This is a genomic window from Cytobacillus sp. OWB-43 (assembly GCF_034651445.1).
GTDB classification, from domain to species: domain Bacteria; phylum Bacillota; class Bacilli; order Bacillales; family Cytobacillaceae; genus Cytobacillus; species Cytobacillus kochii.
In genome coordinates, this window is sequence record NZ_JAYEFF010000006.1 from 143,313 (window position 1) to 157,492 (window position 14,180).

Consider the following 14,180-nt stretch of genomic DNA (forward strand, 5'->3'; position numbering starts at 1 on the left):
TATTTTGCCCATAACTATAGTAAAAAATAAGGAAAGGTGATTTCATATTATGAAAGGTATCGCTTTTATTAATGAAAAGTGGATTATGAATGATTATAAAACGCTAGATGAAAGCCTTGAAGTTCAGAAGCAATCCATCCAGACGTTCATTGAAAATAACCAAATGAAAACCATTAAATTAAATCCTTATCAATTACATGATTACTACACCATTCCACATGCCTTATATTATGATTTAAAACAAACCAAACCGAAGTTAGATTGCCTGATACTCTACTCCGAAAAAGTCATTGAAAGTTTTATCGAGGCCTATCCCGCTCGTTGGTTGATCTTGAAAAGTTTCTTTCATAAAGTCATTTTTCTAGATGAAGTTCAATCACATCATTACCAGGATATTATCTGAATGGTTAAGTAGAGAGCCCCTGGATTTTTTATCTACGGGGCTCGCTTTTTATGAAGGTATAGCTGGCAAAACTTTTTTCTTTTTAAGCTTCTTATCATAAACAACTGTTGTATATACGGAGATGAGCAGTAATGCCATTAATATACCGAAAAGCATCTTCACACCGTATACATCCACGAGTACGCCCCCAAGTAATGGCCCAATCATTCTTCCTCCTGTAGAGACACTGTTAACAATCCCTTGATAGAACCCTTCTTTACCTTTAGGTGCTAAGTCATTAGCAATTGTAGGTACCGCTGGCCATACGAGCATTTCCCCAATGGTTAAAATAATCATTGCTGTGACAAAGCCGGAAAAGGCAACTGCATTTCCTACAACAGCAAAAGAAATAGCAAAAATAAAAATACCAATAATAATTTGTACTTTTAATGATTTTATTCTTTTAACTAGAAGACTAATTAATGGTTGCGCAAGTACAATCATGGCGCCATTTATTGTCCATAGCATACTGTATTGTTTTAAAGAAATCCCAATTTGTTGAGTATATGCTGAGATAGTCGATTGCCATTGCACATAGCCAATACAACATAATAGATAACCGATTAATAAAACGAATAAAGCGTTTAATTTAGGATTACCGCGAAATTTTTGTGCTGTTTTTATTTCATTTGGTTGACTAACAGACTTTACTTCCATTTTTCGATAGCTAGTAATAGCTATCAAGAAAAACAAGATATACATTAGACAATTAGCGATAAAGATATAATTGAAAGAAAATGAAGCTATATACCCTGCCATTGCTGCACCTAATGCTACACCTAGATTTGTCGCTACATACATCGCATTAAACGCTTTTCTGCCGCCCTCTTTCCATACACTTCCTGCCAATGCATACATAGAAGGAAACACGATCCCTGAGCCAAAACCTAAAATCGTCAATAATACAATGTATTCCGGCCATCCGTGTTTAAAGACCATAATAATGAGTGAAGATAACGAAATGACTATGCCTAATAAGATCGAACGATAGCCACCTAATTTATCAAACAGCACACCACCAACTAGATTGCCTATGACTGTTGCTGCTGAATTGATCATTAAAACAATGCCGGCAATCGATAAAGACTTTCCTAATACTTCATGCATATAAATGGTGTTTAAAGGCCATAAAAAAGAGGAACCTGTTACATTAACAGCCATTCCAATTACTAATAACCACAAAGCTCGAGGCATCATCCATACCCCTTTCAAATTCTATTCATTTCATTCCATTTCGAATTCCAAAATAAATTCTATTCGTTTTTTATGATGGATTCAATACTAATTTTGTGACAGATTTAGACATCTATCTAATCTATACATATAAATGAATAATTACTCTTGAATCTAAGCATAAACGGAAGGAATGGATGAATTTATGTATGAAATATACAGAAATATTTTTTAATTTATCATAACCATACACAAGCAAACTCCACGAGAATTGCTTGTGTACAGATCATTTACTAAATACATATTATTTATTCTGGATGAAATTTAGATTTAACGGGTTGCCCACCTGTTTCCTCATATTTCTTTTTAGATCGTGGGATCACATTGGCACTACCGAATTCTACCTCTTGGTTATTGATACCATTTCTTGTTTTTTGCTCTGGATTGTTTTGTTTTGACTTTTTTCTAACCAATTGTTATTCACCTCTTAATGGGGAGTAATGATCATTTGATTTTGTAACTGCTGTAGCTGTAATCTCATTCGATGAAGTTCTTCCCTCTGCGCATCTGTAGCACTATGAGACATCGTCATCAAATCATTGTAGGCTTGTTCGATATGAGCAAGCGCTTTAGCATAGTCTTGATCGTTATAATGTTCTTGCATTTGCCCATCTTTAAACTGCATGTTAGCAAATTCAATGACTTCTTCACATTGTTGCATTAATTGTTGTACGGAATCACGGGTTGCCATAAAAGCCTTCCCCCTCTTTTTTAATGAAATGTACGAAGCAAATACGCCTCAATGATAGTATTTACCGAGTGTTCGATTTCTACTAATTGAAATGTTATCAATGTGTAATTGAGTTGATGATTTCTTTCATGATAATATTGAATTTGTCACAGTGGTGACTTTAGGAGGGCTGACTTTGGATTTACTGACTCAATTTCCATATACAAATGATCAAAAACGTTATCATACATGGAACTTTCATTTAAAAAAACATTTCGGGCACAAGGTCTTTAAAGTTGCTTTGGATGGAGGCTTCGATTGTCCTAATCGGGATGGTACTGTCGCTCATGGTGGCTGTACATTTTGCAGCGCAGCAGGATCAGGTGATTTTGCCGGTAATCGTGCAGAACCATTAGACGTACAATTTATTAAAATCAAGGATAGTATGCATAAGAAATGGAAAAACGGAAAATACATCGCCTATTTTCAGGCATTCACAAATACCCATGCACCTGTTGAAGTACTAAAAGAAAAGTATGAATTTGTTTTAAAACAAGAAGGGGTTGTTGGCTTATCTATTGCCACAAGGCCTGATTGTTTACCAGATGATGTCATAGATTATTTAGCTGACCTTAATAAAAGAACATACTTATGGGTTGAATTAGGCCTACAAACCGTTCATGAAAAAACAGCCCAATTAATTAATCGTGCACATGATTATGATTGCTATAAAGAAGGAGTAAAGAAACTTCGTCAACATGATATACGTGTCTGTTCTCATATCATTAATGGTTTACCTGAAGAGTCACCTGAAATGATGATGGAAACAGCACAAGAGGTTGCAAAATTAGATGTACAAGGAATTAAAATACACTTATTACATCTATTAAAAGGAACACCGATGGTTAAGCAATATGAAAAGGGAATGGTTTCATTCCTTAGCCGAGATGAATACATTCAGTTAGTTTGTGACCAATTAGAGATTTTACCTAAAGAGATGATTGTTCATCGCATCACTGGCGATGGTCCCATCGACCTTATGATTGGTCCTATGTGGAGTGTGAATAAATGGGATGTGCTAAATGGCATTGATCATGAACTGAAGCAAAGAGATAGCTGGCAAGGTAAATATTATCAACCATTTACCGAGGAGGTGAGCTCTTGAAGCTAGAACGTATTCTACCATTTGCGAGAGAACTACTACAGAAAGCAATTGCACCAGGAGACGTCGTGGTTGATGCTACACTTGGAAATGGACATGACACATTATTTTTAGCTCAGCTCGTTGGCGAACATGGCAGAGTATATGGATTCGATATCCAAGATGAAGCCATACAGTCTACCCAAATAAAACTTGATGAACATGAACTTTCTAATCGTACTGTTCTATTCAATCGTGGTCATGAGCATGTGACTGCTTGCATTCCACCAATCCATTTCGGCCGTATCACTGGCGCTGTTTTTAATCTCGGGTACTTACCTGGTGGAGACAAAACGATTGTCACAAGACCGAGAACAACCATTTCCGCGATTGAACAGTTAATTGATATGATGGCACCTGAAGGCATCATTATTTTGGTGATTTATCACGGCCATCCAGAAGGTGCTGTTGAGCGTGACTATATTTTGCGTTACTTGAAAACCATTGATCAAAATACTGCTCATATTTTGCAATATCAATTCATTAACCAAGCTAACCGTCCACCTTTTATTGTTGCGATTGAGAAAAGGTAAGTTAAGACAAAGAAACACTCCCGAACAGACAAGAACAAATTTGTTCTTGTTTTTTTTATTCTCGTTTACTTTTGTTTGAATCGAATCTGAGTTATCCTAGTCTACTTGTAGCCTTTTCTTAATGGTTGACTAGATGCCGCTTGCGAGTCAGATTTTTCCGAGTTAGAGTATCCTGTTCCTGCTTTTCTCTTGTTTTCTGGATTGATTCCGATTTATTGAGCTAGAAGCCCCTTACTAATGTTCCACGATGATGACAAGTTTTATGGGCTGGAGAACTTTATTCTGCAAATTTTATCGTTAGACATGATTTTAAGCTATTAACCGCGCGATTCATGAACGCACAACCCCCTGCCTACTTTTTAATGCGCGATAGGCACGACCATTAATATAAAAAAAGAGGCTTGAGAATCCACCAGATTTAATCATCTTTCTTGCTAGTTTTTTCATTTGTTGTCCTCTCCCGACTTTTTCATCCGATAAGTATAACCCTAATAATCCTCGATTAATTAAAAGGTGAAATCGTTTATGAGGAAGCTTGTCCGTATGCTCATCTGCACACTTTACAAAATAACGTATGCGCTCAAATAATTCTTTTTCATCTTCATAATAAAAGCAAAAGTTTAAATCTCCGGCTTCCTTATCTTCCTCTTGATCAATGTAATAGTCTAATAAAATGTGCAGACCTTGTATATATGGAAAATACCCATTACGTATAATCTCCCCGTAACTTTCCTTATAGTCCCTTCTCGTTGCATAAGCAACTAAGCAAAAAATACCGAGTGTAGAACCCGAACAAGCAGAAAATTCATACCAGCTCATAGGTGGGATGATATCTTGATGTTCTTTATGCCAACATTGCAGGCGAGAAACTCTTTCCTCAATTGCCACATGTTTATGTATTTGCAAATCACAATAATAACGACAAAGCTCTGTCAAATAAGTTTTGATCAATGAATAATTTTCCATAGAAGCTAAAACTTTACGGCAAGTCATCACTAATGCTAACAGATAGCCACCATCCTCCTGGTCATCCCGATAACGATAATAATTCACCTTAGGTAACTGCTCATCGATTAACAATGAGTGACGCATCGCTTCATGTATTGCCGTAAAATCTTTAGGGTCCATCGATGTACTTCTATCACATAGATTATCTAAGTAATCACTAATGGTTTGATAGGCAACAATAAACGTTATGACTTGACGATAGTCATCAACGGCCAAAAGTGACATGATGGCCCCACCCTCACAATGAAAGGTTTTATCTTTTATGCTAGAAAGTGCTTGTGACTTTAATTCATCATTGGGGATTGATTCCGCCAATTTGCGCCATTTGTTTAACTCCTCATTCACAGCAGGCATCACTTTTTTATATGCATTTGTCATTAAGCTGATCGGCATTGTTGGAACATTCATTACATGGACTCCCTTTACTCTTTACTATACGATATACCCGATAGACCGCAAACTACTCATTACAAAATCCTTTGCGTAATCAAATACATCTTCCCTCTCCGGCTCATTAAAGATTTCATGATAGCATTTTGGCCATTCTTTAAAACGTTTCTCAGTAAACGGAGCTTTATTGAACCATTGTTTAACAGGAACTTTATTAACGATTTTGTCATCCCCACCTTGCATAACCAGTAAAGGAACATCTTGCACCTTTTTTATATCTTCAAATGCCAAATTGATTGTTTGGTGTAGTTCACGAAACCATCGTACAGACACTTTGGTAATATACAGTGTGTCATTTACATCCATTTCTCTTACATCAGCATTCCTTGTTGCCATATCAATAGTTAACCCCGAATTGACTCTCAATGTAGGAGCAATTTTATTTAAAGGATACGACGCAAGCTCGAGTAGCTTTGGTGGATTTTTCATAAGCCCTAAACATGGAGATGAAAGAATGACGCCCGCAAGCTTTAATCTTTCTTCTTGTAACAAGCGTATTGTTATTAAACCACCCATACTATGACCTAAAAGAAAAACAGGTAAATCAAAGGTGTAAGCAGCTTGTATCCAATCCTTTACTTCAATAAGATACTCTTGAAAAGAATCAATATGCCCTCTTCGTGATCTAGTCGTCATTCCTTGACCCGGAAGGTCACCCATAACAACGTGAAATCCTGATACTCTCCACATTTCTATTAACCAACCATACCTGCCGTGATGTTCCATTGCCCCATGAACCATCACAATCACACCTTTTGCCTCACCCTCAGCTTCCCATTTCCACATCGTCTGATCCTCCTAAAAACAATTCTGTTTCGTTCAAGTTTGTTACCCTTTATTATATCCTACCTTTTAAAAATCTTCACGATTTCTCATGATTTCTCCATGATATAATATTAAAAAAGAACAGAATGGCTAGAAAACAGTCATTCTAAATTGACTAAGGTAAAAAGGAGCTATGATAACAATGATTTATCCTTTTCATGACAAACAACCCAAAATTGCTGATGATGTATTTATTGCTGATTATACAACTATTACGGGTGATGTAGAAATTGGCGAAGAATCAAGCGTTTGGTTCAATACAGTCATCCGCGGTGATGTTGCACCCACTTATATTGGAAAAAGAGTGAATATACAAGACAATTCAGTTCTTCACCAAAGCCCTAATAACCCACTCATCCTGGAAGATGAAGTAACAATTGGACACCAAGTTATCTTACATAGTTGTAAAATAAGAAAAAAAGCATTAATTGGCATGGGTTCTATCGTCTTAGATGGAGCAGAAATTGGTGAAGGTGCATTTATCGGAGCAGGTAGTCTTGTTCCTCAAGGTAAAATCATCCCTCCAAACACTTTAGCATTTGGTCGTCCAGCAAAAGTAGTGCGTGAATTAAATGACGATGATAAAAAGGATATGGAACGGATTATACGAGAATATGCTGAGAAAGGGCAGTATTACAAAGCACAAAAAAAAGAAAGGCAATAACTTCTGATAAATTCTGCTCAATCGCCGATAATAAGTGGAAGACATTTTTTAGGTGGTGTAATTGTTGAAATTTATTATTGTATTGGCATTAATTTTGTTAGTTTATTTATTTATTAAACTGCTAAAAAATGGTGCTAAACAACTGCTTATCCTTCTTCTTATTTTAATCTTCCTTCTTCCTTCTCCGAAAGCAACAACGGAACACGCTGATGCTGCCCTTTTCCGAGAGAACAAATGGGCGGAAGGAACAAACAATGAAGAATTTATCGTAAAAATAAAACAACAAGTATTATTAGACATTCCGGTCATATCACAATTTCCAGAACTCCCTCGCGGATGTGAGGTTACAAGCCTTGCGATGTTACTCAACCACGCAGGCGTAACTGTGGATAAAATGACTTTAGCTAAAGAAATTAGGAAAAACCCTGCAACCTTTGAAAAAAAAGATGGCAAGATTTATTATGGTCACCCCAATGACGGTTTTATTGGCGATATGTACTCTTTTAACAATCGAGGTCTCGGTGTTTACCATACGCCTATTAAAGAGCTGGCAGAAAACTATTTACCAGAGAGGATTCATGATTTTACTGGTGATGACTTTTCGTCAATCAAAACACATCTCTCTAATGAGAAGCCTGTCTGGGTGATCATTAATACGAAATACAATGAACTGCCTGATGCTTATTTTCAGACATGGCACACACCAAGCGGCGTAATTGACATTACGTATAAAGAACATTCCGTTTTAGTGACTGGATACGATGAACAATATATATACTTTAATGACCCCTTCTCTAATATAAAAAATAAGAAAGCACCTATCAAAGAGTTCCAGGCCGGTTGGGAACAAATGGGCAGGCAGGCAATTACTTATTTAAATTAGTAAAGTACAGTTAAGACATTTAGAATTTTTTTACTTTAACAACAAGAAAACCCGAACTCAGTTCGGGTTTTCATTCTTTTTCACAGTTGTTGACTTAAAGGTGTGCTGTTGTTGCTGAAATAAATTGCTTTTCAAAATCATATTTCTTTTCAATAAACACATCATGCCACACAATAAACATAAGTACCGTCCAGATTTTCCTACTATAATCTGCTTTTCCTTGTGCATGCATTTCAAGTAAGTTTACTACATACTCTTTATTAATTAAATAATCTGTATGACTTTCTTTAATTAACGTTTTCGCCCAATCATACATCTCATCTTTTAACCAATGACGGATAGGGACCGGGAAGCCTAACTTTTTACGATTCAACACATGTTCCGGCACAATACCTTCCGCTGCCTTACGAAGGATATATTTCGTTGTTTGATGAGACGTTTTTAAATGAGTTGGGATGGTTGAAGCCACATTAAAGACCTCTTTATCAAGGAATGGTACCCTCAATTCTAATGAATGTGCCATCGTCATTTTATCTGCTTTTAAAAGAATATCTCCGCGCATCCAAGTATGAATATCAATATACTGCATTTGATTAACCGCATCATAGGCTGCACTTTCAGCATATAATGGACGGGTAATATCTTTAAAATCATTCTTCTCATTATAAACCTGCAATAATTCTCTTTTTTCATGTTCTAAGAACATTTTCGCATTGCCAATGTAGCGTTCTTCCATTGGCGTCGTTCCTCGTTCAATAAAGCTCTTACCCCTCATCCCCTCTGGCATGATTCGAGAAAGGGTACGCAATAACTTTCTTCCTGCCGAAGGCATTTTACTAAAAATTTCCAAATCCTGTGGTTCACGATATATATTATATCCACCAAACAATTCATCAGCACCTTCGCCTGATAATACCACCGTTACATGTTTTCTTGCTTCCCTTGCGACAAAGTAAAGTGGAACGCAAGCAGGGTCCGCTAATGGATCATCCGTGTGCCACATAATTTTTGGAACTTCTTGCATATATTCTTCTGGAGAGATGATATAGCTTATATTTTCAACACCTAGTTTTTCAGCTGTTTCTTTAGCCACATCCACTTCACTAAAACCATCTCTTTCAAAACCTACTGAAAACGTTTTAATATTAGGGTGAAACTGTTTTGCTATTGATGCAATAATAGAAGAATCAATCCCGCCGGATAAAAACGAACCTACGGGTACATCACTGCGCATATGCATTTTAACTGAGTCAGTTAAAACATCTTGAATCTCTTTAATAAACTGAGATTCTTCTTTTTGTACAGGTTGGAAATGTGCTTTCCAATAACGCTGGATATGCATAGATCCACCGATTTTCTTCTTGAAATAATGACCTGGCTCAAGTTTCTTTATACCCACCGACATTGTCATCGGTTCAGGTACAAATTGATAAGTCATATAATACTGCAAAGCATCATAATTAATGACATCGTTTTTTAATGCCAACAGGATACTTTTCTTTTCAGAGGCAAAATAAGTGGTTTCACCATCTTCAAAATAATAGAATGGTTTGATTCCAAAAGGATCTCTCGCTCCAAAAACTTCTTGCTTTTCTTTATCCCAAATAACGAAGGAAAACATACCTCTCAGCTTTTCTGCCGCCTTCTCCTTGTAATAACTGTACAAAGCAATAATCACTTCAGTATCCGAATTAGTTTCAAAAGTTAGTCCTTTATTGATTAATTCCTCACGTAGTTCAACATAGTTATAAACTTCTCCATTAAAAATAATCCAGTATTTACCATTGTCATAAGTCAGTGGTTGATGACCACTTTCAATGTCTATAATACTTAATCGACGGAAGCCAAATTGGATATGGTCTGCACGATAATATCCTGAATCATCTGGTCCACGATGAGTAATAATGTTATTCATATTCTCAAATTGCTTATCTGCTTCTTGTACTTTTTGTGCTTGATCATGTATACAACCAATAAAACCACACATTATGTACGTCACCTACTTTTTATTTCATCTAGTTTGTATTTTTTCCCATACCTTGTATAGACGATAAGTTATTTTAAAAAGTTTCACCTTTCGAAAAAAAAATGGAATGATTTATGCTAGGCAGTATGTTCATGTTTACTTCTTCATATACTTAAGGATGTTTATTCTTTACCCTCAATTTAAGACGAAAAGATGACAATTATTTTAATTTTATATGAAATCGTTTCCTTAAGGGTTTTTGTCCATTATTAGGGGGCTTAAAATATTATATTTATTTGCTACTGTAATATCTAAAAAAACGACTTTTACTCTTCTATCTTTGGCTATTCCACTTCTTGAAGTACGAGCTAATCGCTTTGGCTCAATTGTACGTTTATTAAAATTTAACGATAGCCCCTTTTCCACATAAAAAAACTGTAGAAAACTCATTAAAGGAGTTTTCTACAGCCATAATTTTCTAATTTATTTTAAAGCTTCCTTACGCAATTCTTCCGCTTTATCTGTGCGCTCCCAAGGTAAATCAATATCTGTACGACCAAAATGTCCATAAGCGGCTGTTTGCTTGTAAATCGGACGGCGTAAATCAAGCATTTTGATAATGCCAGCAGGACGGAGGTCAAAATTGTTTCTAACAACTTTAACTAAAACATCCTCAGATACTACTCCAGTTCCAAATGTATCAATACTGATGGATACCGGCTGAGCAACACCAATTGCATATGCTAATTGTACTTCCGCTTTGTCAGCTAGTCCAGCAGCAACGATATTCTTTGCTACATAGCGAGCTGCGTAAGCAGCTGAACGGTCAACTTTCGTTGCATCCTTACCAGAGAATGCACCACCACCGTGACGTGCATAACCGCCGTATGTGTCAACGATAATTTTTCTACCAGTTAAGCCAGCATCACCTTGAGGTCCACCAATAACGAAGCGACCTGTTGGGTTGATGAAGTATTTTGTGTTTTCATCAATTAATTCAGTAGGAACAACTGGGTTAATTACATGCTCTTTTAAATTGCGTTGAATTTGCTCTAAACTAATTTCTGGATGGTGCTGCGTAGAGATAACAATTGTATCAATACGTACAGGTTTGTTGTTTTCATCATATTCTACTGTTACTTGTGTTTTACCATCTGGGCGAAGGTAAGGTAAGATTTCCTCTTTTCTTACTTCAGCTAAACGGCGAGAAAGTTTATGAGCTAATGAAATAGGTAATGGCATAAGCTCTTTTGTTTCATTACATGCAAAGCCAAACATTAAACCTTGATCTCCAGCACCAATGGCTTCAATTTCTGCATCAGTCATCTGTCCTTCACGCGCTTCTAATGCTTGGTCTACACCCATAGCAATATCAGCTGACTGTTCATCAATAGAAGTTAATACAGCACATGTTTCAGAGTCAAAGCCATATTTTGCACGTGTATAACCAATTTCCTTAATGGTTTCACGAACGATTTTTGGAATATCTACATATGTGGATGTAGTGATTTCTCCTGCAACCAATACAAGACCTGTAGTAACAGACGTTTCCGCAGCAACCCTCGCATTTGGGTCCTGTGATAAAATAGCATCTAATATTGCATCAGATATTTGGTCACTGATCTTATCCGGATGACCTTCAGTTACTGATTCAGAAGTAAACAATCTACGTTTTGTTGACATCTGACTTCCTCCTTATTTATCGAATCAATAAGACTTTATTATAGTCTTTATTTTTGATACGGAACTCATTCCCTTATTTGAATCTTCATTATTTATGGGCCAATGTTTATCTCATACCCTTAATAACCTATGCGCTAACTTGGAATATTGAGAATAAAATGGTTGGTCTTTTTCCCATACATAAATAGTACATTCCAAAAGCCGCTCCTCGTATTCGCCAACATCATGTTAAAAAGCATGAAAAAAAACCTCTTCTCTGATTTAGTGAAAAGGTTGAAGCAAAATGATTCGCGCCTTTCACTCTTATCGTTCAAGGATAGTGAGTAATAAATCCTTGCATCAGGTTAGCACCTTTGCTCATGAAAATGTAGTTGGCAGGTTGCTGGGTTTCATAGGGCCTGTCCCTCCACCAGCTCGGGATAAGAGAGTATCCGTTCAAGGATTCATCATAACTTACACATGGAATATAGTCAAATGTTTTTCATTAACAATTCAATGTAAAAATTGTCATATCCGACTCTATAAACTTTAGTTTTGATAACGGATAATTTTAGTTAAGATCATACCGTTCTTTTTCCTTAATATATATAAAAATTACATTAAATTTGCTGATTATCCTTTTTAAATTTGCAAAAGCTATTTATAATGAATACTGCCTGTATTTGTGACAATTTCATTAATTATATAAAAATGATTTATATAGTATAGACTGAATGAATAAATGTGTTATACTATTTTTGAAGAAATAATCACAAATAGCGACTGAGATGCATATCTCTTAAATAATATTATATAAAGGAAGGTATTCATCAGATGAATTCTGTATCGATAACTGAGTTAAATGATTTACTAAAAGGCGAAAACATCCAAGTTCAATTATCTGTGCCGCAACTAGTTGAAAAAGTATTAAACAGAAACGAAGGTGTTCTTACATCTACTGGTGCAATTCGCGCGACAACAGGTAAGTATACAGGTCGTTCACCTAAAGACAAATATACTGTTGAAGAAGCAAGCTCTAAAGATAAAATTGACTGGGGAAGTGTGAACCAACCAATTTCTGAAGCAGTCTTCAATAACTTATACAACAAGGTGATTGCTTTCTTAAAAGAGAAAGAAGAAGTTTTCGTATTCAAAGGATTTGCTGGTGCGGATAAAAAACACCGTATGCCAATCCAAGTAATTAATGAATATGCTTGGCATAACCTTTTTGCACACCAATTGTTTATTCGTCCTACAGAAGAAGATTTATTAGATCACGAATCTGAATTTACAGTTATTTCAGCACCTAATTTCAAAGCAGACCCAGCAGTTGACGGTACAGCTTCAGAAACTTTTATCATCGTTTCATTCGAACGCCGTATTGTACTTATTGGTGGTACTGAGTATGCTGGTGAGATGAAAAAATCTATTTTCTCTGTTATGAACTACATGCTTCCTGAAAATGGAATTCTCCCTATGCACTGTTCAGCCAATGTTGGCCGCGAAGGTGATGTTGCTTTATTCTTTGGCCTTTCCGGAACTGGTAAAACAACATTATCAGCTGATCCCAACCGTCGTTTAATCGGTGATGATGAGCATGGCTGGTCTCCAAATGGAGTATTCAACATTGAAGGTGGCTGCTATGCGAAGTGTATCGACCTTACACGTGAAAAAGAACCACAAATTTTCGATGCCATCCGTTTTGGCGCTGTACTTGAGAATGTTGTATTAGACAAAGAAACACGCGTAGCAGATTATGCGGACAATACGCTAACGGAAAACACGCGTGCGGCTTACCAATTACAAGCAATTGACAATATTGTTGACCCGAGTATTGCAGGTCACCCGAATACTATTATCTTCTTAACAGCTGATGCTTCTGGTGTATTACCTCCAATCTCTAAATTGAATAAAGAACAAGCAATGTATCACTTCCTAAGTGGATACACTTCTAAGCTGGCTGGTACTGAGCGTGGTATTACTTCACCACAAGCGACTTTCTCCACTTGTTTTGGATCACCATTCTTACCATTACCAGCTCAACAGTATGCAGAAATGCTTGGTAAAAAAATTGACGAGCATAACGCGAAAGTATTCCTAGTAAACACTGGTTGGACTGGTGGAGAATATGGTGTAGGAAGCCGTATGAAGCTTGCTTATACACGAGCAATGGTTGAAGCTGCTCTAGAAGGCGAACTAAATTCTGTTGAGACAGTAACTGACCAAGTATTCGGTTTAGAAATTCCTCAACATGTAACTGGTGTTCCAGATGAAGTACTATTGCCTAACAAAACTTGGCCAGACCAAGATGCATATAATGTAAAAGCAAAAGAACTTGCTAATGAATTCCGTGAAAACTTCAAGAAATTCGGTAATATCTCTAGTGAAATCGCTGAAAAAGGCGGTCCTATCGCTTAATTAAAAAAACCTTCGAGCATCCGACTCGAAGGTTTTTTGTTTCAATAATTTCACTTCACTCATCACTCACTGTTTATTTTTGAGGGTCAAAATACCGGTTCAACCGGCTTCGATTTCTAATAAGTGCGATTAACTTAAGTCAATCGATTAGCTAATCTCACCAAGTTGCAATCGACGGCTTGTTTCATATAGCCACCACTCACTATCTTTCCTATGTATCCAATA

The 14,180-nt window shown here is 36.5% G+C and carries 13 protein-coding genes and 1 riboswitch; of the genes, 6 read left to right on the forward strand and 7 right to left on the reverse strand.

Annotated features, from left to right (window positions below; translation table 11 throughout):
• Positions 1-49: 49 nt before the first annotated feature.
• The gene (locus U9M49_RS18780; protein ID WP_191809793.1) at positions 50-403 is read left to right on the forward strand and encodes a hypothetical protein; all 354 of its coding nucleotides are present in this window, start codon (positions 50-52) and stop codon (positions 401-403) included.
• A 48-nt stretch (positions 404-451) separates the two neighbouring features.
• Here U9M49_RS18780 and U9M49_RS18785 read toward each other — a convergent pair whose 3' ends face one another.
• From U9M49_RS18785 to U9M49_RS18795, 3 genes are all read right to left on the reverse strand, one after another.
• A complete protein-coding gene (locus U9M49_RS18785) occupies positions 452-1,636 on the reverse strand; it encodes an MFS transporter (protein ID WP_322910371.1) in 1,185 nt (394 codons plus the stop codon).
• A 287-nt stretch (positions 1,637-1,923) separates the two neighbouring features.
• On the reverse strand, positions 1,924-2,088 hold the full coding sequence (locus U9M49_RS18790; RefSeq protein WP_095372173.1) for a glycogen biosynthesis protein GlgD: 165 nt from the start codon (positions 2,086-2,088) through the stop codon (positions 1,924-1,926).
• A gap of 14 nt (positions 2,089-2,102) precedes the next feature.
• Positions 2,103-2,366: a YtzC family protein gene (locus U9M49_RS18795; RefSeq protein WP_095372172.1), complete on the reverse strand. Its 264-nt coding sequence runs from the start codon at positions 2,364-2,366 to the stop codon at positions 2,103-2,105.
• 175 nt (positions 2,367-2,541) lie between these two features.
• Here U9M49_RS18795 and U9M49_RS18800 point away from each other — a divergent pair, with 175 nt between their 5' ends.
• Positions 2,542-3,510, forward strand: a complete 969-nt coding sequence (locus U9M49_RS18800; protein WP_095372171.1) for a TIGR01212 family radical SAM protein — start codon at positions 2,542-2,544, stop codon at positions 3,508-3,510.
• Positions 3,507-4,079 (forward strand): class I SAM-dependent methyltransferase, encoded by a 573-nt coding sequence (locus U9M49_RS18805; RefSeq protein WP_095372170.1) that lies wholly within the window; start codon positions 3,507-3,509, stop codon positions 4,077-4,079. The genes U9M49_RS18800 and U9M49_RS18805 overlap by 4 nt, the downstream gene beginning before the upstream one ends.
• 330 nt (positions 4,080-4,409) lie before the next feature.
• Here the strand turns inward: U9M49_RS18805 and U9M49_RS18810 are convergent, their stop codons facing one another.
• A complete protein-coding gene (locus tag U9M49_RS18810; RefSeq protein WP_322910372.1) occupies positions 4,410-5,495 on the reverse strand; it encodes a tetraprenyl-beta-curcumene synthase family protein in 1,086 nt (361 codons plus the stop codon).
• A 24-nt stretch (positions 5,496-5,519) separates the two neighbouring features.
• The gene (locus U9M49_RS18815) at positions 5,520-6,323 is read right to left on the reverse strand and encodes an alpha/beta hydrolase (protein WP_095372168.1); all 804 of its coding nucleotides are present in this window, start codon (positions 6,321-6,323) and stop codon (positions 5,520-5,522) included.
• Positions 6,324-6,504: 181 nt separating this feature from the next.
• Here U9M49_RS18815 and U9M49_RS18820 point away from each other — a divergent pair, with 181 nt between their 5' ends.
• Together U9M49_RS18820 and U9M49_RS18825 are read left to right on the forward strand one after the other, a co-directional pair.
• Positions 6,505-7,026, forward strand: coding sequence for a gamma carbonic anhydrase family protein (locus U9M49_RS18820; RefSeq protein ID WP_322910373.1), 522 nt, complete (start codon positions 6,505-6,507; stop codon positions 7,024-7,026).
• A gap of 64 nt (positions 7,027-7,090) precedes the next feature.
• Complete coding sequence (locus U9M49_RS18825) at positions 7,091-7,909, forward strand: C39 family peptidase (protein ID WP_322910374.1); 819 nt, start codon at positions 7,091-7,093, stop codon at positions 7,907-7,909.
• A gap of 94 nt (positions 7,910-8,003) precedes the next feature.
• On the opposite strand, the gene asnB is transcribed toward U9M49_RS18825, so the two are convergent.
• A complete protein-coding gene (asnB, locus tag U9M49_RS18830) occupies positions 8,004-9,896 on the reverse strand; it encodes an asparagine synthase (glutamine-hydrolyzing) (protein WP_095372166.1) in 1,893 nt (630 codons plus the stop codon).
• A 462-nt stretch (positions 9,897-10,358) separates the two neighbouring features.
• Entirely contained in the window at positions 10,359-11,558 is a 1,200-nt protein-coding gene (gene metK / locus U9M49_RS18835) for a methionine adenosyltransferase (protein WP_322910375.1), read from the reverse strand.
• A gap of 300 nt (positions 11,559-11,858) precedes the next feature.
• A riboswitch (SAM riboswitch) is annotated at positions 11,859-11,984 on the reverse strand.
• 387 nt (positions 11,985-12,371) lie between these two features.
• Here metK and pckA point away from each other — a divergent pair.
• Positions 12,372-13,955 carry a phosphoenolpyruvate carboxykinase (ATP) gene (gene pckA, locus U9M49_RS18840; protein ID WP_095372164.1) on the forward strand — a complete coding sequence of 528 codons (1,584 nt, stop codon included), beginning with the start codon at positions 12,372-12,374 and terminating at the stop codon, positions 13,953-13,955.
• Positions 13,956-14,180 lie beyond the last annotated feature (225 nt).

Coding starts and splice junctions, on each gene's coding strand:
- U9M49_RS18780 (WP_191809793.1), top strand. CDS start 50: ATGAAAGGTATCGCTTTTATTAATGAAAAGTGGATTATGAATGATTAT.
- U9M49_RS18785 (WP_322910371.1), bottom strand. CDS start 1,636: ATGCCTCGAGCTTTGTGGTTATTAGTAATTGGAATGGCTGTTAATGTA.
- U9M49_RS18795 (WP_095372172.1), bottom strand. CDS start 2,366: ATGGCAACCCGTGATTCCGTACAACAATTAATGCAACAATGTGAAGAA.
- U9M49_RS18810 (WP_322910372.1), bottom strand. CDS start 5,495: ATGAATGTTCCAACAATGCCGATCAGCTTAATGACAAATGCATATAAA.
- U9M49_RS18815 (WP_095372168.1), bottom strand. CDS start 6,323: ATGTGGAAATGGGAAGCTGAGGGTGAGGCAAAAGGTGTGATTGTGATG.
- U9M49_RS18820 (WP_322910373.1), top strand. CDS start 6,505: ATGATTTATCCTTTTCATGACAAACAACCCAAAATTGCTGATGATGTA.
- asnB (WP_095372166.1), bottom strand. CDS start 9,896: ATGTGTGGTTTTATTGGTTGTATACATGATCAAGCACAAAAAGTACAA.
- metK (WP_322910375.1), bottom strand. CDS start 11,558: ATGTCAACAAAACGTAGATTGTTTACTTCTGAATCAGTAACTGAAGGT.
- pckA (WP_095372164.1), top strand. CDS start 12,372: ATGAATTCTGTATCGATAACTGAGTTAAATGATTTACTAAAAGGCGAA.